Origin of the sequence: Streptomyces sp. NPDC058335 (assembly GCF_042723915.1) — a bacterium.
GTDB lineage: Bacteria > Actinomycetota > Actinomycetes > Streptomycetales > Streptomycetaceae > Streptomyces.
In genome coordinates this window covers 48,845-67,456 of record NZ_JBHXHX010000028.1, presented here as the reverse complement: position 1 = coordinate 67,456, position 18,612 = coordinate 48,845, and the positions used below count along the sequence as shown (strand labels likewise).

Annotated in this window: 15 protein-coding genes; 6 read left to right on the top strand and 9 right to left on the bottom strand. The window is 69.2% G+C overall.

Annotated features, from left to right (window positions below; all coding sequences use genetic code 11):
• Window positions 1–395 precede the first annotated feature (395 nt).
• Entirely contained in the window at window positions 396–1,334 is a 939-nt protein-coding gene (locus ACFWJX_RS36960) for a MerR family transcriptional regulator (protein WP_383250910.1), read from the top strand.
• Between the two features lie 251 nt (window positions 1,335–1,585).
• Complete coding sequence (locus tag ACFWJX_RS36955; RefSeq protein ID WP_383250908.1) at window positions 1,586–2,083, top strand: YfbM family protein; 498 nt, start codon at window positions 1,586–1,588, stop codon at window positions 2,081–2,083.
• Window positions 2,084–2,460: 377 nt separating this feature from the next.
• Here the strand turns inward: ACFWJX_RS36955 and ACFWJX_RS36950 are convergent, their stop codons facing one another.
• Entirely contained in the window at window positions 2,461–3,684 is a 1,224-nt protein-coding gene (locus tag ACFWJX_RS36950) for a phosphatidylserine/phosphatidylglycerophosphate/cardiolipin synthase family protein (protein ID WP_383250906.1), read from the bottom strand.
• A 173-nt stretch (window positions 3,685–3,857) separates the two neighbouring features.
• Here ACFWJX_RS36950 and ACFWJX_RS36945 point away from each other — a divergent pair, with 173 nt between their 5' ends.
• Window positions 3,858–4,100: a DUF6411 family protein gene (locus ACFWJX_RS36945; RefSeq protein WP_383250904.1), complete on the top strand. Its 243-nt coding sequence runs from the start codon at window positions 3,858–3,860 to the stop codon at window positions 4,098–4,100.
• Window positions 4,101–4,413: 313 nt separating this feature from the next.
• Here ACFWJX_RS36945 and ACFWJX_RS36940 read toward each other — a convergent pair whose 3' ends face one another.
• The 7 genes from ACFWJX_RS36940 to ACFWJX_RS36910 all read right to left on the bottom strand — a co-directional run bounded on the left by ACFWJX_RS36940 (window position 4,414) and on the right by ACFWJX_RS36910 (window position 11,563).
• Entirely contained in the window at window positions 4,414–4,833 is a 420-nt protein-coding gene (locus ACFWJX_RS36940) for a winged helix-turn-helix transcriptional regulator (RefSeq protein WP_383250902.1), read from the bottom strand.
• Window positions 4,834–4,866: 33 nt separating this feature from the next.
• Entirely contained in the window at window positions 4,867–5,106 is a 240-nt protein-coding gene (locus ACFWJX_RS36935) for a hypothetical protein (protein WP_383250900.1), read from the bottom strand.
• A gap of 145 nt (window positions 5,107–5,251) precedes the next feature.
• On the bottom strand, window positions 5,252–6,712 hold the full coding sequence (locus tag ACFWJX_RS36930) for a cellulose binding domain-containing protein (RefSeq protein ID WP_383250898.1): 1,461 nt from the start codon (window positions 6,710–6,712) through the stop codon (window positions 5,252–5,254).
• Window positions 6,713–6,749: 37 nt separating this feature from the next.
• Entirely contained in the window at window positions 6,750–8,357 is a 1,608-nt protein-coding gene (locus ACFWJX_RS36925) for a beta-N-acetylhexosaminidase (protein WP_383250896.1), read from the bottom strand.
• Between the two features lie 60 nt (window positions 8,358–8,417).
• Entirely contained in the window at window positions 8,418–9,263 is an 846-nt protein-coding gene (locus ACFWJX_RS36920) for a carbohydrate ABC transporter permease (protein WP_383250894.1), read from the bottom strand.
• Entirely contained in the window at window positions 9,263–10,258 is a 996-nt protein-coding gene (locus tag ACFWJX_RS36915) for a carbohydrate ABC transporter permease (RefSeq protein WP_383250892.1), read from the bottom strand. The genes ACFWJX_RS36920 and ACFWJX_RS36915 overlap by 1 nt, the downstream gene beginning before the upstream one ends.
• Before the next feature lie 42 nt (window positions 10,259–10,300).
• Entirely contained in the window at window positions 10,301–11,563 is a 1,263-nt protein-coding gene (locus ACFWJX_RS36910; protein ID WP_383250890.1) for an extracellular solute-binding protein, read from the bottom strand.
• A 278-nt stretch (window positions 11,564–11,841) separates the two neighbouring features.
• Between ACFWJX_RS36910 and ACFWJX_RS36905 the strand changes: the two genes are divergently transcribed.
• From ACFWJX_RS36905 to ACFWJX_RS36895, 3 genes are all read left to right on the top strand, one after another.
• A complete protein-coding gene (locus ACFWJX_RS36905; RefSeq protein ID WP_383250888.1) occupies window positions 11,842–12,681 on the top strand; it encodes a GntR family transcriptional regulator in 840 nt (279 codons plus the stop codon).
• 504 nt (window positions 12,682–13,185) lie between these two features.
• Window positions 13,186–13,626, top strand: coding sequence for a hypothetical protein (locus tag ACFWJX_RS36900; protein WP_383250886.1), 441 nt, complete (start codon window positions 13,186–13,188; stop codon window positions 13,624–13,626).
• 1,252 nt (window positions 13,627–14,878) lie between these two features.
• A complete protein-coding gene (locus tag ACFWJX_RS36895; RefSeq protein ID WP_383250884.1) occupies window positions 14,879–15,571 on the top strand; it encodes an ABC transporter substrate-binding protein in 693 nt (230 codons plus the stop codon).
• A 52-nt stretch (window positions 15,572–15,623) separates the two neighbouring features.
• Here ACFWJX_RS36895 and ACFWJX_RS36890 read toward each other — a convergent pair whose 3' ends face one another.
• Complete coding sequence (locus ACFWJX_RS36890) at window positions 15,624–18,404, bottom strand: SpoIIE family protein phosphatase (protein ID WP_383250882.1); 2,781 nt, start codon at window positions 18,402–18,404, stop codon at window positions 15,624–15,626.
• Window positions 18,405–18,612: the final 208 nt, after the last annotated feature.

The window sequence follows — 18,612 nt, the reverse complement described above, 5'->3', positions numbered from 1 at the left end:
GACCCTGCCGTCCGGAGCATGAGTCCGAGCGGTCCACGGAGTTCCCCTCGCAACGCCCCGAAGATCAGGTAACAGACCGGCATGACGACGAGGAGCCACGCCAGGAATTCCAGGACTGGGAAGCCCGTCTGTAAACGTGGTGACCCCCAACGCGAGCGCCAACTATGTCGGCTAGACGATTGAGTCTAAGGGCTCGTAGCCGTAGGCCGCCGGCGAGTGGTGTCGCATGTCGCTCGCATCGCCCGCCCAGCACGTACAAGGCGTGCCCGTTTCATTTTGGAGGTCAGCGGAGAGCACGCGACGCATGCTTCAGCGACTCGGTGGACGTCCGGGTCGGGGCCCGGCTGAGGAATGGCCTTGAGTCTCCAGCGACTGGAGACAGCAGAGTGGGGGACATGGACGTTACGACCCTCTACTCGATCGGGCAGCTTTCCCGGCGGACCGGCTTGTCTGTGAGGACCATCCGGTTCTACTCCGATTCGGGGGTGGTAGCGCCGACCACCCGTAGTCCCGCCGGTTATCGGCTCTACGACCTCGACGCAATGCTTCGTCTGGAACTCCTCTGCACACTGCGCGAGTTGGGCATGGACCTGGCCACGATTCAACGGGTACTGGACCGTGAGCTCTCGGTGGCGGAAGTCGCCGCGGCGCACGCCGACGCCTTGGACGTCCAGATCCGGATGCTGCGACTGCGTCGAAGCGTTCTGCGAGTCGTGGCCAGCCGCGGGTCAAGTCCCGAGGAGACCAAGCTCATGCACAGGCTCACGCAGTTGTCCGGCGAGGAACGCCGACGTTTGATCGACGATTTCGTGGATGGCACCTTCGGCACAGTGGATGCCGACCCGGCCGCGGTGGCCATGGTTCGCGCTGCCACCCCCGACCTCCCCGATGATCCGACCGGCGAGCAGGTCGCCGCGTGGGTGGAGCTCGCCGAGCTGGTCGGCGACGAGGATTTCCGTGCCCGGATGCGCCAAACGGCCGTACGCCAGGCGGCCGGGCGCCCACTCGACATCGAATGCGATGCCGGCGAGGAACTGATGGAGTTCACCCGTCAGAAGGTGGCCGACGCCATGGAGTCGAGCATCGACCCGCTCGGCGACCGGGGCGCACCCATCATCGACGACCTCGTGCACCGCTTCGCCGAGGTGTTCGCGCGCACCCCTGACACGGAATTCCGGGACTGGATGGCCCAGCAGTTCGAAGAGGCGCACGATCCCCGGGTAGACCGATACTGGCGGCTGGTGTGGACCGTCAACGGCTGGCAGGTAGTACCGAACCTGATCCCGGTGTACCCCTGGCTCACCCAGGCCCTGCGACATAACCGTGACGCATAGTCACCGCAGTGGGCACGCCCCGGATCCCTGAATGGCGTCGGCGGGCATTGCTTTGCTTCGCGGGTCGGTCGGCTCGCGGTGTGTCTCGAAGCTCAGGCGGACCACCGTGACGATTTCCTGCCGATGCTGTCCGTCCCGCGCCACGGACAACTGCATTCCATCCCCGGAAGAAGGCCAAGCTTCGCCGCGCATAATGCCCGCTGCGGGAGGAGCCGTCCGCGTTTTCGGAGATGGCGCATAGGCTGCCGCTCATGAGCATGAACGGGGAGTACCTGCGCGTGACACCTGCGGAACTGGAGCGGGCTCTCACCGATCCCGAATGGGCGTGGGATCTCGCTGCTGAGAGTCAGGACACGCAGGAGGAGAGCGAGCCCGCAACGGCCGCAGCGCGGCACTTCACCACACACCAGACGTGGCATCTGCTCGGGTTCCTCCTGCAACGCTCGGCCTTCCCCGTCGACATCGTTCATGGCGAGGAAGCCCTCGCCACCGACCATTGGGGTTACGGACCGCCGCGATACCTGACTCCGGACCGGGTGCGCCTGGCCGCTGACACCCTGCACCGGACCACGTACGACCAGCTCGTCCAGGGCGTCGATCCCTCCGAACTCACCAAGGCCGAGATCTACCCGGATATCTGGGACTCTCCGGAATCACTTGAGTGGGCCCGCGACCTGTTCACGTCCCTGGCCGGGTTCTTCTCAAGCGCCGCGTCCACGGGTCACGCGATGCTGCTCTGGATCGACTGATCAAAATGAGGACGATCCGGACGCTCGTGGACCAGATGAGCGGCCTCGCCGGCCTTGACGAGCCCGCGACTGGGCCGCGCTGAGTTCGGCCGTCGACGTACAGGAGCGCCTCGCCGACCGTCCCCTGGCCGTCATGAGCCACTCCGCCTCAGCCTCGGCACCGTGTTCCGCTTCGCCTCCGTCCCCGATCGGGCCCGGCGACTGCTTCTCCCTGTTCGCCGACGAACTCGCCCACGTACGCGGGACCGCGCACGCGGAGGTGCCGCTGGCCCCGCCAGTCACGGCGGCCAGCAGATCGGGTGCCGCGTCGGCCTGCAGGGCGTCACCGGCGCCGAACGGGAGCACTCGAGTTGCGGTGCACGGAGTCCGCGAGCGCGTCACAGGAACCGGCGGATGGGCTGGACAGCCACTTCACGGGCCCGCTGGACGATGGAGCGCCTTTTCCATCTGCCCGGCTGGATCAGTTCACTGGCCGTCACATCCTCGTCGAAGTGTTCATCCAGTGTCGCGGTGAACCTCGGGTCCAGTACGGCGAGCATGACCTCCTCGTCGTGATCGAGGGAGCGGCGGTTGAAGTTGGTCGAGCCGATCAGAGCGGCGACGCGGTCGACGGTGATGACCTTGGTGTGCATCATCGTCGGCTGGTACTGGTAGATCTTCACTCCGCATGCGGTGAGATCCTCGTAGTGGTGCTGGCCGCCCAGTTGGCAGACCCGCTTGTCGGTGTGCGGCCCAGGCAGCACGATCTCCACCTCGACCCCGCGCCGCGCCGTGGCGCACAACAGCTCGACGAAGTATGCGTCCGGCGAGAAGTAGGCGGTGGTCAGACGGACGCGCTCCTCGGCCGACTCCAGCATCACGCGGATCAGGGTCTGCATGTCCTGCCAGCCGAAACTCGCCGAACCGCGCACTACCTGCACGATGGCATCGCCTTGGGGGCGATGCTCGATGAACCTGTCCCGGTGGTCGAAGAGTTCATCGTGGCACTCGGCCCAGTTCTGGGCGAACGCGGCGGCGATGCCGTCCACCGCGGGGCCTTTGACTTCGACGTGGGTGTCACGCCACTCCTGCGGGTTACGGGCGTTGCCACACCACTCCTCGGCGATCCCCACCCCGCCGGTGAAGGCGGTCTCCTCGTCCACGACGAGGACCTTGCGGTGGCAGCGGTGGTTCTGCTTGAGGGGGGAGAGATACAGCGGTTTGCGGAACCACGCCACCTGCACTCCGGCCCGCTCCATCGTCTGCAGTTGCTCGGTCTCGATCAGCCGGCTGCCGAAGCCGTCCAGGAGCAGCCGCACACGCAGCCCGGCGCTGGCGCGCTCGGCGAGGGCCTGGGCGAACCGGCGGGCGATGTCGCCCTTCCAGTAGACGAACGTCATCATGTCCACGGTGTGCTCGGCTGATCGGATCGCGGCCAGCATCGCAGCGAAGATCTCGTCCCCGTTGCGCAGGACGGTCAGCGCATTGCCCTCCGTCGCGGCGATGCCGATCAGTCGCTCCAGACGCCGTCGTATTCGCTCGACGCGGTCCTCGACGGCGGGTTCACCTGTTCGTTGGGTGTCGTGCCTAGGCAGCTCGGTCGGCTCCTGCGTACGGGTCATGGCATTTCCCTGGCCGGCACACGATGAGGAAACGTCAGGCCGCGGTGCCCGGTCCGGCGCGGGCGGAGCGGCGAGCAGACTGTACCCCTGGGCGCTTGGGCTGCCGGTGGCCGGTGCATGAGCAGTGGATGTCGGGGCAGGCGGCAGACACACCTCACCTCCGGGAGCCCTTCATGATGATCGTCGCCATCGTTGCTGTCTGTATCGTTCTGGCCGTCCTTGCCTTCCTCGTCCCCCGGCTGTCCCGGCATCCCGAACGCGGTACCCAGCGCACCCTGGGTGCCGGTTCACGCGCCGGGGGCAAAGCCCCCGGAATCCTGGGCCGAATCTTCAGTAAGCCCTTCCGCAGCAGCTCCAAGGCGGTGGGCAACAGCGGCTCCGCCGGCCGACGCGCCCGAGGCCGCATGCCGTTCTGACCCCAGGATGCGGCCGGGTGAAACCTGCTGATCTGCCCAACCCTGGCGCGTCCCAGTGCGCTCCTCAGTCGGAGTCTCGTCGGCGCCGGATGCGTCGTCGCTTCTCCCGCTCGTGATCGATCTCGACGTCCTGTCCGTCTCGTTCTTCGAGGCTGCCCCCTTTTCCCTGGCCTTCTCCGTCTCGGTGCAGCCTTCTCCCGGGCGCCGAGGACGTCCTCGCCCAGGTGCATCCCGCCGCGTCGTGATGAGCGCGCGCGGTCGTGGAGTCGCTGCTGACCAGGGACATATCCCTCTCAGGTGACCGGGTCTGTCGTCAGTGGATGTCATGGTCGGGGTGTGTCTGCTCGTATGCCTGCCGTGCTTCCGCGATGACGGCACGGTGGGCGAGTGACCAGTCGGCGAGTGCCTTGACCAGGTGGGTCAGGTTGGGGCCGGTCTCGGTCAGGCGGTAGTCGACCTGGGCCGGGACTGTCGGGTACACGGTGCGCAGCACGAGGCCGTCGCGTTCGAGTCTGCGGACGGTGACGGTGAGCATGCGCTGGGAAATGCCGTCGATGGCGCGCTGCAGTTCACGGAACCGGCGCGGTCCACCCGCAAGCTCAACGATCACGAGCACCGACCATTTGTCGCCGATGCGGTCCAGGACGTCACGGATGCCGCAGTCGGGGTGGTCTTCGCGGCCGCAGGGGTCGAGTTCGACGGGGGCGGTTACCCCGATGTGCGTGAGTGACATTGAACTGCCTTCTTGTCGCCGGTGGTCACGCGGTCAATGATCAAGCGTGGTTACCGATGAAAACCGACCGAAGGCTGCGATTGACACCACGTGAGCCTCGACCTCACCGGAGTGTCGACCCTGGTGCTGATTTCCGCTGGTTACGCCGAGGACGACCAGGTCGTCGGGCGGCACGCGGCGGTTCTGGACGCCGCCGTGCGCGACGGCGTTGACCACCTCGTCCACACGAGCCTGACCACGCCCGCCGACCATCTCGCTTTCGCGCTGGCGCACCGTGCCATCGAGCGGCAGGACCTGAGGAACCGTTGGCGAGGGCGCCTTCGAAGTCCGCCCGCGGGCGGCTCCGGGCATACGACAGCGGGGCGGGGGCCGCCACCGACCCCCACCCCGTTCCGGTCTCACCCCCTGAATGCTCCCGCTACCCGGCCGGAACCGTGTCCTGGAACGTCGTGCCCGCACTGCGGTACGCCCCGACCATCGTGTTCACCTCCGACGGGGTGAGCACCTGGTCCTTGACGTGCAGGACGTAGTCCACCTGCTGGTCGTAGGCGCGGGGCGTGTTGCTCGGCTGCCCCGCCAGATCGATCAGCCACTGGTTGAAGTTGATCGACATCGGCCGCTCGGGCAGATAGGCCGCCCCGTGCGTCCCGAACTGCTGCCCGTCGACGTAGTACGTGATCCGGTTGTCGTCGATGATCACCACCAGGTCGTGCCAGCCCGCGTACGACTGCCGGGACTCGCTGTGCGCGTTCACCGCCTCCCAGGGGTGGGGCCGGTAGGTCTCCCAGGAGGTGGTGTAGAGGATGTTGGCCGGCTCGCCCCAGCCGCCGTTCGGCAGATACTCGAAGTCGTACTCCGCGTAGTCGTCCGCCATCGGCGCCTTGAGGTCGTTGATCGTGAAGAACGTCTGCACGATCCGGTCGCCGTCCGGCCCCGAGCGTGGGGCGTCGCTGAACTTCACCCGGGCCGCGTACGTCCCGTTCTTGAACTTCATCGACTGCGTCAGGAACTCGGTGTGCTTGGTCGAGGCCCCCGTCCCGGCGGTGGAGGTCTCCAGGTTCATCACCGAGTTCCCGCTCTGGGAGGCGAAGGTGACGTTCTCCGGCGCCCAGGTCGCGCCCGACACCCCCGGACCACCGGAGTTGGACCGTACGCGCCAGCCGTTCGCGTTGATCTTCGGGTCGGTGTGCGAGCTGTAGTTGAAGTCGTCGAACAGCCGCGGTCCGTCGCCCGGCGGGTTGGTGGGCGGGTCCGTGGGGTCCGGCGGGTCGGTCGGGCCGTTGCCCACGGGAGCCTCGCCCCACACCGTCGTGCCGTTCACCTGGGCCGTCACTTTGGACCAGTCGCCGTACGTGGTGCGGTCGGGGCCGAAGGAGTAGTCGTCGGACTGGACGAGCGAGGCCCAGGACGCCTGGTGGAACCGGAGTTGCATATCGCCGGTGTCCGCCCCCGGCGCCAGCGAGCCCGCGCCCGGGGTGAAACCGATCTCCAGATACCGGTCTGCGGTGGGCGTCGGGGAGGCGAGCGTCCCGAACGTACCGGTGATGTTCGCGCATCCCTTCACCGCCCAGGAACAGGCGAACCGGTAGGCGGCGGAGGCCGAGTCGGCCTTGAAGTAGTAGCGCACCTTGACGCTGCTCAGCGGTACGGAGGTGGAGCCGGCGTTGCGCACCTTCAGCCACGGCTCGCTCTGGTCGGCGCTCGCGCCGGTCGCGCCGGTGCGGTACTGGACGACGATCCCGTCCGCCGCGGCGGTTGCCGAGGACGGCAGTGCGGCGAGCCCGGTGGCGGCCAGGGCTACGGCGGCGGCTGAGGCGGCGGCGGTGCGCAGCCTGTTCCTGTGGGGGTTCTTGCGAGGTGTGTTGGCTGGTGTGTTCACGGGCGTGTGCCTCTCCGGAACGGTGGTGGGGGAGTGGTTACGAGTGGGGTCGCGCTGTTCCTGAGGACGGGGACGCGTATGTCGCCGCGAGCGCCTCCGCGTCCAGCGGGCGGTAGGGGACGCCGAGGGCGTCCAGCCGGGCGGTGTGGTGGCGCAGCCGCTCGACGAACCCGGGCCAGTCGCCGCGCCCGCCGGACCAGGAACGGTCCGCCAGCGCGCAGAGCCGCGGGTAGCTGAGGTACTCGATCTCCTCCGGCGTGCGGACGTACTCGGTCCACAGCTGGGCCTGTGTCCCGAGCACCCGGGCTCGCTCGGTCTCCGCCCATTCCGCGGGAGCGCATTCGTAGCTGTGGACCGTGCGCAGGGTGACGGGGACGCCGGGCTGGGCGACCGGTTCGGACGGGTCGCCGGACTGGGCGTAGTCCAGGTACGTGGACCGGTGGTGCGCGGCGACCACCTGGTGGCCGCGGCGGGCGGCGGCCTGCGCGTGCGAGGGGTCGCGCCAGGTCATCACGGTGAAGTCGAGGGGGAGTTCGGTGCCGGTCTCGGCCCAGCCGAGCGGAATCCGCCCCCGCTCCACGAGGAAGGCCCCGATCCGGCCCAAGAACCAGCCGTGCAGCGCCGCCGGGTCCGCGAGCCCTTCGGCCGCGGCGCGTTCCCTGGCCGCAGGACTGGTCTCCCACTCGGTGGTCGGGCACTCCTCACCCCCGATGTGGATGTACGGCGACGGGAAGACGTCCATGACCTCATCCAGCACCGCCCGGCAGAAGTCGAAGACCTCGTCGTGGACGCCGAGGACGGTGTCGCAGACGCCCCACCGGGTCCACACGTCCAGCTCTCGGGCCGGGTTGTTGCCCAAGGCCGGATAGGCGGCGAGCGCAGCCCGTACATGGCCGGGCATCTCGATCTCCGGCACGACGGTGACCCCCCGCTCCGCCGCGTACCGCACGAGCCCCCGCAACTCCGCCTTGGTGTACGCCCCTTCGTGCGGTACGGCGTCGAACCGCACCCCCTCCGGGCCGCTCGGACCTTTCTGCGACCGGGCTCGCCGAGCTCCGACCGAGGTCAGCCGGGGGTAGGCGTCGACCGGCATCCGCCAGCCCTGGTCATCGGTGAGGTGGAGGTGCAGGACGTTCAGCTTGTGCAGCGCCAGCAGGTCCACGTACCGGTGCAGATACCCGATCGGCCGGAAGTGCCGTGCCACGTCCAGCATCGTCCCGCGCCAGGGCCGGTCCGGTACGTCGGTGATCTCGACGCACGGCAACTCCCAGGAGCCGGACCCCCGCGCCCCGCCCGACAGTGCTTCGGCGGGCAGGAGTTGGCGGACGGTCTGGACGCCCCGGAGCAGCCCGGTCGGGTGGGCGGCGCGCAGAAGGAGCTCCTGCGGGCCGACCGTGACCCCGTATCCCTCCTCGCCGAGGCCACCGAGCTGTCCGTCCAGCGCGAGAACGACCCGGCCCTCCGGCGACGGGGCCAGTGGCAGTCCGGCGGCGGGGCCGACCAGGGATCGCAGCAGGCCGGCCGCGGGTTCGGCGCCCGGGAGGGCCCGGACGGTGGTGGACCGGTCGAGGGTGAACCGGCCGGCCGGCGAGGAGACCTTGCTGGGCCGGGGGAGGAGGGCGAGGCCGGGGCGCGATGCGGGCACGGGGTCTCCGGGTTCGGTTCGCGGGCGTGGGCGTGGGCGGCGGCGGAGTGCCGCGGCCCCTCAGCCCTTGACGGCACCGGCGGCGAAGCCGGCGGTGACATGGCGCTGCAGCAGCAGGAAGATCGCCAAGGCGGGCAGCGCGAAGAGCGTGGAGGCGGCCATCGTGGCGCCCCAGTCGGTGCCGAAGGTGTTCTGGAAGGACGACAACCAGACCGGCAGCGTCCGGTTGTCCTGCTGTTTGATGATCAGGAAGTTGGCATAGGCGAACTCGTTCCATGCGGTGATGAAGCCGAACAGCGAGGTCGCCATGAGACCCGGTGCCAGCAGTGGCATCGCCACCCGCCAGAACGCCCCGGTCCGGGTACAGCCGTCGACCTGGGCGGCCTCCTCCAGCTCAGGCGGGATCGTCCCGATGAAGCCGCGCAGCACCACGATGGTGAACGGCAGCGTGATCATGAAGTAGATCAGTGTGAGCGTCGGCAGCCGGTCGAGCATGTCGGTGTCCCGGGAGATGATGTAGACCGGGATGACCAGGGACTCCCAGGGCGCCATCTGCGCGATGAAGACCATCAGCATGAACTGCCGCCGGCCCTTCCACCGCATCCGCGCGGCGGCGAAGGCCGCGCCCAGCGCCACCAACAGAGCCAGCAGGACGGCTCCCAGCGTGACCAGGATGCTGTTGCGCCAGAACAGTGCGAACCCGTCGGCGTCCACGGCCCGTTCGAAGTGGTCGAGGGTCCAGGTGTGCGGGAAGAGCTGCGGGTCGGACGACTGGATGTCTTTGGACGGCTTGAACGCCGTGGAGATCATCCAGTACACGGGGAAGAGACAGACCACGACGGTCACGGTGGCGGCGATGTTCAGCGGCAGGCGCCGGAGTCGAGGGCGTGCTGTGCGCGGGTTCATCAGGTCTCGTCCTCCTGGCGGAACATCTGGCGGAAGTAGAGGACGAGCACCCCGGACATCAGGACCACGGTGATCATCGATGTGGCCGAGCCGAGGTCGTAGCGCTGGCTGGAGAGGGCCGTCTGCACGGCGTAGACCGGCAGGATCGTGGTGGCGTCGCCCGGCCCGCCCCGGGTCATCACCCAGATCTGGACGAACGCCTTGAACGTCCAGATCACCTCCAGCGAGAGGACCAGCACGAAGATCGGCCGGAGCATCGGGAAGGTCACCGAGCGGAAGATCCGCCCCGCGCCCGCCCCGTCCAGCCGCGCCGACTCGTACAGCTCCAGCGGCACGGTGGTGAGCGCCGAGTACAGGGTGATCGCGGCGAACGGTACCGACTGCCACACGATCAGCATCACCAGGATGGCGAAGGCGGCGGTCCCGTTGGCGAACCACGGATAGCGCTCGAAGGAGCCGAGACCGAGCGAGGTCAGTGCCCAGTTGACGATGCCGAACTCCGAGTGGAACAGCCACTGGAACACCGTGGTCGCCGCCACCACCGGCATCGCCCAGGCCAGCACCAGCGAGCAGAGCACCACCGTCCGCCCGGCCCGGCGCAGGCGCTCCACCATCAGGGCGACCAGCGTGGCGATCACCATGATCAGGACGACGTTGATCGCCATGAACAGGAAGGTGCGGCGGACCACCTCCCAGAACCGCGGGTCCGCCAGCAGCGTGCGGTAGTTGCGCAGCCCGACGAACTCCGCGTCACCGGAGATCAGTTGGCGCAGCCGGAAGTCCTGGAAGGAGATCAGGACGGCCCGCACCAGCGGATAGACCAGCAGACAGAGCATGCCGCCCACGGCGGGGGCGATCAGGGCGTACGGCCAGAGGCCGTCGTGCGCCCGGGCCGATACTCGCCGCCGTGGCGGGGCCTTGCGTACCGCAAGGCGCGGGGCCGGTCGCTGCCGGGGTGTGCGCGGCGCTGGGGTCCGTCGGTCGACGACCGGCACGGCACGCCTCCTTTCCTTGTCCGGTGATCGGATGGAGCGGGGTCAGGAACCGGCGTTCATGGCGCGGGTGATGTCCTGCGAGGCCTTCGCCGCCTCCTTGGCCGGATCGCCCCCGGTGAGCACGGCCGTCATGTAGTCCTTGATCGGGTTTTCCGCCTCGACCGCCGCCCATCCCGGGGTGTTGGGTGTGGCGTGGCCGTTGGCCGCGCCGACCGCCATGGCTGCCGCACCCGGGTCACCGGCCACGGCGGAGGCGAGCGAGGTGCGGTTGGGTACGTAGCTCATGGCGACGGCGAGCTTCTTCTGCCAGACGTCCCCGGTCAGCTCCTTGATGAAAGTGACGGCCTCGTCGGGATGGGCCGCGGCGGCCGGTACGACGAGGTCGGAGCCGCCGGTGAAGACTGAGCCGGGAGTGTCCGCGGTCTTTCCAGGGATGGGGAAGAAGGCCAGCTTGCCCTTGAGGTCGGGATTCTTCTCCGTGATCACGTTGGCCCCGCCGGGGGTGGAGATGAGCTGGGCCACCTGCCCCTGCGCCATCACCTCGGCCTGCGGCGGATCGTCCTCGTCGGAGTCCTTGGGCCCTTTGCCGAGCGCCTGGAGCTCCTTGTAGAACGCCATGGCACGCAGCGCCTCGGGGGTGTCCATGGCGCCGGACCACCTGCCCCCGGACTCGGTGGCGAGTTCGCCGCCCTCGTCCCAGACGAAGCCGGCGAGCGCGTACCACATCTGGCCAGGCAGGTAGATGCCCTGCATGGCGCCCTTGTTGAGTTTGCCGGTGGCATCGATCCACTGGTCGCGGGTCTTGATGGCGCTCGCGTCGATGCCCGCCCTCTCGAAGAGGTCGGTGCGGTAGATCACGACCCGGTTCGCCGCGTAGTACGGGATGCCGTACTGCTTCCCCTCGTACGAACCCGGCTCCGCCAGCCCGCTCAGCCAGTCCTCGCCGTTCAGCTCCTCCTTGCGGTCGCTGAGGTCGAGCAGCCCGCCGCTCTCGGCGAACTGCGCCACCTGGGTGTTGCCCGCCTCGATGACGTCCGGGGCGTCGTTGCTGGCCAGGGCTGCGGTGATCTTTTGACCGATGCCGTCCCATTCCTGGATCTGGATCTTCACGTCGATCTTCGGGTGGCGCTTCTCGAAGTCCGCGGTGAACCCCTTCTGGAAGGTGTCCGAGACGCTGTCGCGCATCAGCCAGACGTCCACCGTCGTCCGTCCGTCCCCGCTCGCGGAGTCGGACGGCGAACTACAGGCACTGAGCGCGGCGGCCAGGACGAGCACAGACCCACCGGCAAGCAAGCGGTACTTCACGGTTCACCTCGGAAAGCAGAACTGAGTCCGACCTGAGTCCGACCTGACCACCTGACCAGTGGCGTCCACTGGACAGCTCACCTCTCGATGGAGGTTGAAGGTGGCATAGACCAATAGGGTCGTCAACCCCTGCGTACGAAGGGGCATTTGGCGATGGGCGCGTCACGTGGCCATCCTGGTGGTCGACGGTAAGCGCTACACTTCGCCTGACCAGCGAACCAGTTGGGTCGGCAGCTGGGTCAACTGGTAAGGAAAACGAACCCGTCGGGAGGGATCGCATGGACGCGGATGTGCCGGGGACGGTGCTCAAACGGGAGCGGACGCGTGATGCCGTGCTGGAGCTGATCGAGTCGCGCAGCCCCGGCGACGCGATCCCCTCGGAGCGGGCCCTGTGCTCCCTGCTCGGCGTATCGCGGCCCACCGTGCGCGCGGCGGTCGACGAGCTGGTCGCTGCCGGGCTTCTGGTGCGCGAACACGGCCGGGGCATGTTCGTCGCGCCCGCCAAGATCACCCAGGAGCTGGTGGCGGGGGACCGGCCGCTGACCGTGCCGCAGGCGGCGGGCGCCTGGTCGAGCCGGCTGCTGGAGTTCACCACCCTCCAGGCGGGGGCCCGGGTCGGCCGCAAACTGCGGATGTCACCCGCCGCCGAGATCGTCTACGTGGCCCGGCTGAGGCTGGTCGACGGGGCGCCGATGGCCATCGAGCACCTGCACATCCGGGCCCAACTGGTGCCCGGCCTCAGCGCGCAGGAGCTGGAGAGCGGCGACCTGTACGAGCATCTGCGCACCACCCACGGCGTGCACGTCCACGAGGCCGTCCAGGCGATCGAGCCCACTGTCGTCACCCGGGCCGAGGCGAAACTGCTCGACGTGCCCGAACTCTCCCCGGCCCTGCTTTTCGAACGGTTGACCTCCGACACGACCGGCCGCCCGGTGGAGTACGTTCACTCGCTCTACCGGGGCGACCGCTACCGGATCGTCTCCCGCCTCGCCCTCGGCCCGGCCGCCGAGGTCGCCCCGGACCGGGAGGGGCACCACCCGGGGATCCCGCCGGGCGCCTTCGCGCACGGCGACACGATCACCTCCTCGACCCGGGGGGACATCCAGGCGGGGGCCTGAGCCTCGACTCCGACCGGCGTCGCACAGAGTGCAACCAAGGTCGTGGCTTGTAGCGTTCGGTCGGGGCTCGACGGGTCAGGGTGGCGGGCACATCCGGAGCAGCCGCACCCGCATGAGGCCCTACCTTCTTGACGGGGGTCGAGCGAGCCATTCGTAGGGTCGGCTCGCCCAGGGTGACGGGTGTGGGGTGGGTGGTATTGCCGTTGGTGGCCGAGGCACTTGGCCGCCCGCCACCGCGCGACGACTCGGCCGCTGAGTGGGGATGGCGAACAGATCGCCGCGTAGGGCAACGCCGGCGAGGTCGTCTGCGGGAAGCGCCGTCACGACGACGCACGGGAGCGCGGTGAGCCGGATATGAGCTGGGTTCGACGCCGGGAAGACCCACCACCACTGCGCCGTCCTCGATGCAGAGGGGACGAAACTGCTGTCCCGGCGGGTGGCTGCTCGCCTGGTTGCCGAGCCCCTGGTGCGCGGGGTGGCGGCTGGGCACGCTAGTTTGCTCGGGTGAGTCTCCTTGATGAAGTGGCTGAGCGCGATGGCTGGCGTTGCTGGGTGTGCGACGAACCGGTCGACCCCGACAAGTCGGTGAACGACCCGCAGGGGCCCAGCGTCGACAGCCGGACCGCGGATCGGAAGGCCAAGGTCGCCGAGCGACTCGCGCACCGCGGGTGCAACACCCGCAAGGGCGCGGTCAAGGCGGTCATCGCCTGGCCGGACCACCTGTACGTGGTCGAACCCGCGCCGCTGATCACCGTCGCCGCGAGGCTGGAGCGCAAGGGGGGCCGCGAGATGGTGGGCCGCTGTCCGACCAGGCAGGACGCCCAAGAAGCGGCGGATTGGCTGGTGGACAGGTTTTCCCGACTGGTACCGGGGCTGCCGGTGACCGCCGGCATCGAGGCGGGCGGCGGCCAGTTCCTCGTCATCCTGGCCACCGGCCGCCGCTGACCGGGACCACCGGCGCATACTCGCGTCGAGGTGAACCGTCGGCCCACATCGACCTGTCCGACCGTACCTTGACGAAGACGCTCACCCCGGTGCGAGCGGCCCGGCCCCGCCCCTGCTGACTCGGCCCGGCCGCTCCGCGGTCACCCAGCCGCAGCCCACGACGCGCCCGTGGGTCGGCTCCTTCCCTCACAACGGGTTCTTGCCGACCTCGAGAAAGCCGGGCGGCCCCGCCCCGACCACCGCCCAGCAGAGCCCGACCACGGTGACGATGGGCATACGAAGCTCATGGTCGGGGTCATGGTCGGCCCGACCACAGGCCGATTACAGATCGGCCGTCGGTTCGGAAGAGTTCACGCTGGCGGCCGTGAGCCTCGGCCGACGACGGCAGCGACGCCCCATGCCGCACGGCGGACAGCGCGCCGCGCGGACTGCGCAGACGGACACGGCCTGGGCCCAGAAGACCACTGCCCATCGCGACAGCCGGCTCTGCGCAGGCGGCATCGGGCAGCACGGGCCGGGCTGCGCATCCCTCCGCGTATTCCGACGGCGCACGATCCCGGTCGCTTGCGCAGACGATTGCGTATCGCTCTGACGGTGCCTGCGCAATCGGCCTGCGCAACGACTACGCACAGCTGCTGGGCCTCGTGGTCGGTCCGACCATGACCCCCACCACGGCGGCCAGAAGTCTGCGTTCCCGACCGTGACCGTTGCTCGGGGCTCGTGGCCGCCGCCGTCTGCCGGCCTGGTCGGTACGGATGGGTGAGCTGGCGGAGTGGAACGCACGCACGCCTCCGCAGCTGCGCCCACCGGCTACCCCATCCTGGTAGGCGGAACGCGCTGTCGTGGCCGCTGTGCGCTGCGCTGCCTGCGCCAAGGGCAGCGCGACGAGCGGCTCCGAGCCGGGGTACGACACAGGGCGGCGGGGACAAGGATCCCGTATTCGGCCGGCCACTCCGACGCTGCCGAAAGACGGGTGACCTCGACGCGCGCCCCGGAGTCCTCCCGCGTGACTCCGGCAGTCGTATGGTTTGGGGATTAATGGTGAATTGCAGAGTCTGCCTTTACTGGAGGTGCAATGATGCGCGCCGCGGCAGCGATCGTCTCTCTGGCTGTCAGTGTCGCGACATCGGCTTGTGACCAGGGCGGGTCGGAGTCGTCGGGCGCTCAGTACGGCGACTGCCCGGTCTCTGGGCATTACGGTGAGTTTCACCTGTCACCCGAGACGGCGGGCACCCTCACGGTCAAAACGACCTTGCCCGCGCCCGGCTGGTGGAACGGCGACACGCCGGACTCCCTCAGGGGCGGCTACGAGTACTGCATGGCCGCCAACATCGCCTACCGGTCCGGACTCGACCGGTTGAAAGTGGAGAACGCCCCCTTTCCCGAGGTCGTGTCCGGCCGGACCAAGGACTTCGACCTGGCCCTGGCACAGATCACGATCACCCCGGAACGGAGCGAGGTCGCCGAGTTCTCCCCGCCCTACCTCTCCTCGACTCTGGGAGTGCTGATCAGGGACGGTGCGGAGATCGGCGAAGACGACATCCGTGACGTCCGCATCGGAGTGGCCGAGGGCACCGTGGGCGAGGAGTTCGTCGAGAGGCGCCTCAAGCCGACCAAGCCCGTCACCGCCTTCGCCAACGACCCGGAGATGGTCACGGCGCTGGAGGAGGGAGGAATCGACGCGGTCGTCCACGACACGACGATTCTGCTGGCATATCCCCAGAAACGGGAGAACAGGGTGCGCCTGGTGGGCCAGTACAGGACCGACCAGGGTTACGGCGCCCTGTACCCGAACGGGTCACTCAACAAGGGTGAGCTGGACCGGATCGTCAGGCAGCTGATCGACGACGGAACGCTCACGAAACTGTCGGCCGTCTATCTCGGGGCCGCTTTCGGCCAGGACCCGGCCAAGATCCCGTACTTCACGGTCGATGACGGCTCCTGAACGCTCCGGGCATGCGCACATCCCGGGGCGGCGGTCCGATTTCCGTCCCGCTTCACAGGTCCGCCATCAGGAGACCGCTCAGGTCCCCGGCGGCTCCGGCGTCGAGCGCCTGCTCAGCCCAGATGATCTTGCCTCGGTCGGTGTACCGGGTCCCCCAGCGGCAGGACAGTTGCGCGACGAGAAACAGACCACGGCCGCCCTCGTCGGTGAAGGCCGCTCGGCGCAGGTGCGGGGAGGTGCTGGTGCCGTCGGCGACCTCGCAGATCAGGCTGTCGCGGTCGCGCAGCAGCCGCAGGCTGATGGGGCTCGCTCCGTACCGGATGGCGTTCGTCACGAGTTCGCTGAGGATCAGCTCGGTCGTGAAGGCGGTCCCGCCGAGCCCCCAGGATTCCAGCCTTCGGGTGGCTTCGGCGCGGATCCGGGAGACGGCCGCGGGATCGTCGGGCACCTCCCACTCCTCGACCTGCTCCGGGTCGAGCAGCCGGGTGCGTGCGACGAGCAGGGCGACATCGTCACTCGACCTGGTGCGCAGCATCGCGTCGAGCACCATCCGGCAGGTGTCGTCCGGGGTGGCACCGTCCGTATGGGCGAGCGCCTCCCTCAGCATGCCCAGCCCGGTGTCGATGTCACGGCCGCGGGCCTCGACCAGGCCGTCGGTGTAGAGGACCAGCCGGCTGTCGGCGGCCAGCCGGAGTGCGGCCGTCTCGACCGGTAGGCCTCCTCCCACGCCGAGTGGCGGGGCGACGGGGATGTCGGGGAAGGTCACGGAGCCGTCGGGCGAGACCAGCGCGGGACCGGGATGACCGGCCCGGGCGAGGACGCACTGCCCGGAGACCGGATCGTAGACCGCGTACAGGCAGGTGGCACCGGTGACGGCCTCGGTGTCGCCCTCGGCCGCCGCGTCCTGGTCGATCCGGGTGATCAGGTCGTCCAAGTGCGCGAGAAGCTCGTCCGGGGGCAGGTCCAGGGCGGCGAAGTTGTGCACCGCGGTCCTCAGTCGACCCATCGTCGCGGCGGCGTGCAGACCGTGTCCGACGACGTCGCCGACCACCAGGGCCACCCGGGCTCCCGGCAGCGGGATGACGTCGTACCAGTCGCCGCCCACCCCCGCCTGGGCCGGCAGGTAGCGGTGCCCGACCTCCAGGGCGGACAGCTCGGGGAGTGCGCCGGGCAGCAGGCTGCGCTGGAGAGTGACGGCCGTGGTGTGCTCGCGGGTGTATCGACGCGCGTTGTCGATGCACACGGCCGCCCGGGCGGCGAGTTCCTCGGCGGGGGACAGGTCGTCCGGCTCGAAGGGGTCCTGCTCGGAACGCCAGAATTCCACCACCCCCAGCAGTTGGCCTCGGGCCCGGAGCGGCACCGAGATCATGGAGTGGATACCGGATTCGATGACCTTCTGGGCCCGCTCCGGGTCCTGGGCCCGCCATCCGTCGGCCGTGGCGAGGTGCGTCACCAGGACCGGCCGGCCGGACGTCATACCGATCGCCACGGGGTTGCCGGGCACGTACCGGATCAGCGTCCCGGCAGGGTGAAGGGGTGCGTCCCCCCGGATACCCGCGGTAGCGACACGACGCATTTCCATGCTCACGCCCGTCGGTTCACCACCTTGGAGAACGGGCTCCACCAGCTCGACGGTGGCGAAGTCGGCGAAACGCGGGACCGCCACCTCGGTCAGCTCCTCGGCGGTGCGCTTCATGTCGAGGGTCGTGCCGATCCGTGTGCTGGCCTCGTAGAGCAGTTGCAGGCGCCCGCCCGCCACGTCCGCCCGGCCCGCGAGGGCACGCAGTTCCGTGGTGTCCCGCAGGGTGGCCACGCTGCCCGCCTGCAGGCCCACCGGCCGGACGTTGACCGCGAGCAGGATGTCCCCGGCCAGGAAGACCTTGTCCGTGGCCGCCCGGCCCGATCTCAACAGTCCGGCCAGTGCGGGGCTCAGCCCGAGTTCGGTGACCGGCCTGCCCTCGGCATCCGGCGGCAGTGCGAGCAGTCGGCGCGCCTCGTCGTTGACCAGGAGCAACTTGCCGCCACCGTCGAGGATGATCACGCCTTCACGGACGGCGTGCAGCACCGCGTCGTGGTGCTCGTACATGCGGGTCATCTCCACCGGCCCCAAACCATGGGTCTGGCGCCGCAAACGCCCGCTGACCAGCGCCGATCCACCCGCGGCCAGCAGCAGCGCGATACCGCCGGCGGCGAACATCACCGGCAGGTGGTCCTGCACCACACTGGTCACCTTGTCCACCGTGACGCCCACGGTGACGAGGCCGACGGCGGTCCCGTCCTCGTCGAAGACGGCCACCGTCGAGTCGACCGCCTTCCCCAGACTGCTGTCGAACGTGTTCTGGTGGGGCTCGCCTTCGAGTGCCTGGCCGTAGGTGATGGAGACGTGCTTGCCGATCTGGTCCGGGTCCGGGTGCGTCCACCGGAAGCCGTAAGGGCTCAACGCCACGACGTAGTCGACGCCGGTGTTCTTGCGCACCGTCTCGGCATCTGGTTGGAGTGCCGCCGTCGGGTCGTCGCTCTCCATCGCCTCCGCGGTGCCCGGGGCATTCGCGAACGACTCGGCCGCCACCAGTGACCGGTCGCCGGCTTCCTGGATCGCGCGGTTACGGTCCTGGATCACGAGCGCCACCACGGCCGTGGCGATGAGCAGGAGGACGACCACCAGCTGCAGCAGGAAGACCTGGCCGGCGACGCTGCGCGGTTTCCGCAACGACAGCAGACGTCGGCCGGCCGACTGGTGTGGAGCCTTCGGGCCGGCTTCCGGCGGTCCGGCCGTCGGTAGCAGGCGGTCGGCCCGTCGGCCCGCTGGGACATAGTGCCCAATCTTGCCCATTGCCCCAGTATCTGTGACCGGCCCGGCGGGCGCGGCTCAGGGCTGGCCTGGGCCGGTCCGGCTCGGGCCGGTGCCGCAGGAGGCGGAAGTTGTCCGCATGGACTCGGCGGCGGACACGGCGCGACGCCCCGGCCACGGTCCGGCGGCACCCTCGGACCGTCCTCGGCCGCCGACCTCCTCGAACGGGCGAGGCGGTCGGTAGCCGCCG

Bases quoted from the DNA above. Each gene is read 5' to 3' on its own strand.
- ACFWJX_RS36960 (WP_383250910.1), top strand. From the start codon at position 396: ATGGACGTTACGACCCTCTACTCGATCGGGCAGCTTTCCCGGCGGACC.
- ACFWJX_RS36955 (WP_383250908.1), top strand. From the start codon at position 1,586: ATGAGCATGAACGGGGAGTACCTGCGCGTGACACCTGCGGAACTGGAG.
- ACFWJX_RS36950 (WP_383250906.1), bottom strand. From the start codon at position 3,684: ATGACCCGTACGCAGGAGCCGACCGAGCTGCCTAGGCACGACACCCAA.
- ACFWJX_RS36945 (WP_383250904.1), top strand. From the start codon at position 3,858: ATGATGATCGTCGCCATCGTTGCTGTCTGTATCGTTCTGGCCGTCCTT.
- ACFWJX_RS36940 (WP_383250902.1), bottom strand. From the start codon at position 4,833: ATGTCACTCACGCACATCGGGGTAACCGCCCCCGTCGAACTCGACCCC.
- ACFWJX_RS36920 (WP_383250894.1), bottom strand. From the start codon at position 9,263: ATGAACCCGCGCACAGCACGCCCTCGACTCCGGCGCCTGCCGCTGAAC.
- ACFWJX_RS36905 (WP_383250888.1), top strand. From the start codon at position 11,842: ATGGACGCGGATGTGCCGGGGACGGTGCTCAAACGGGAGCGGACGCGT.
- ACFWJX_RS36890 (WP_383250882.1), bottom strand. From the start codon at position 18,404: ATGGGCAAGATTGGGCACTATGTCCCAGCGGGCCGACGGGCCGACCGC.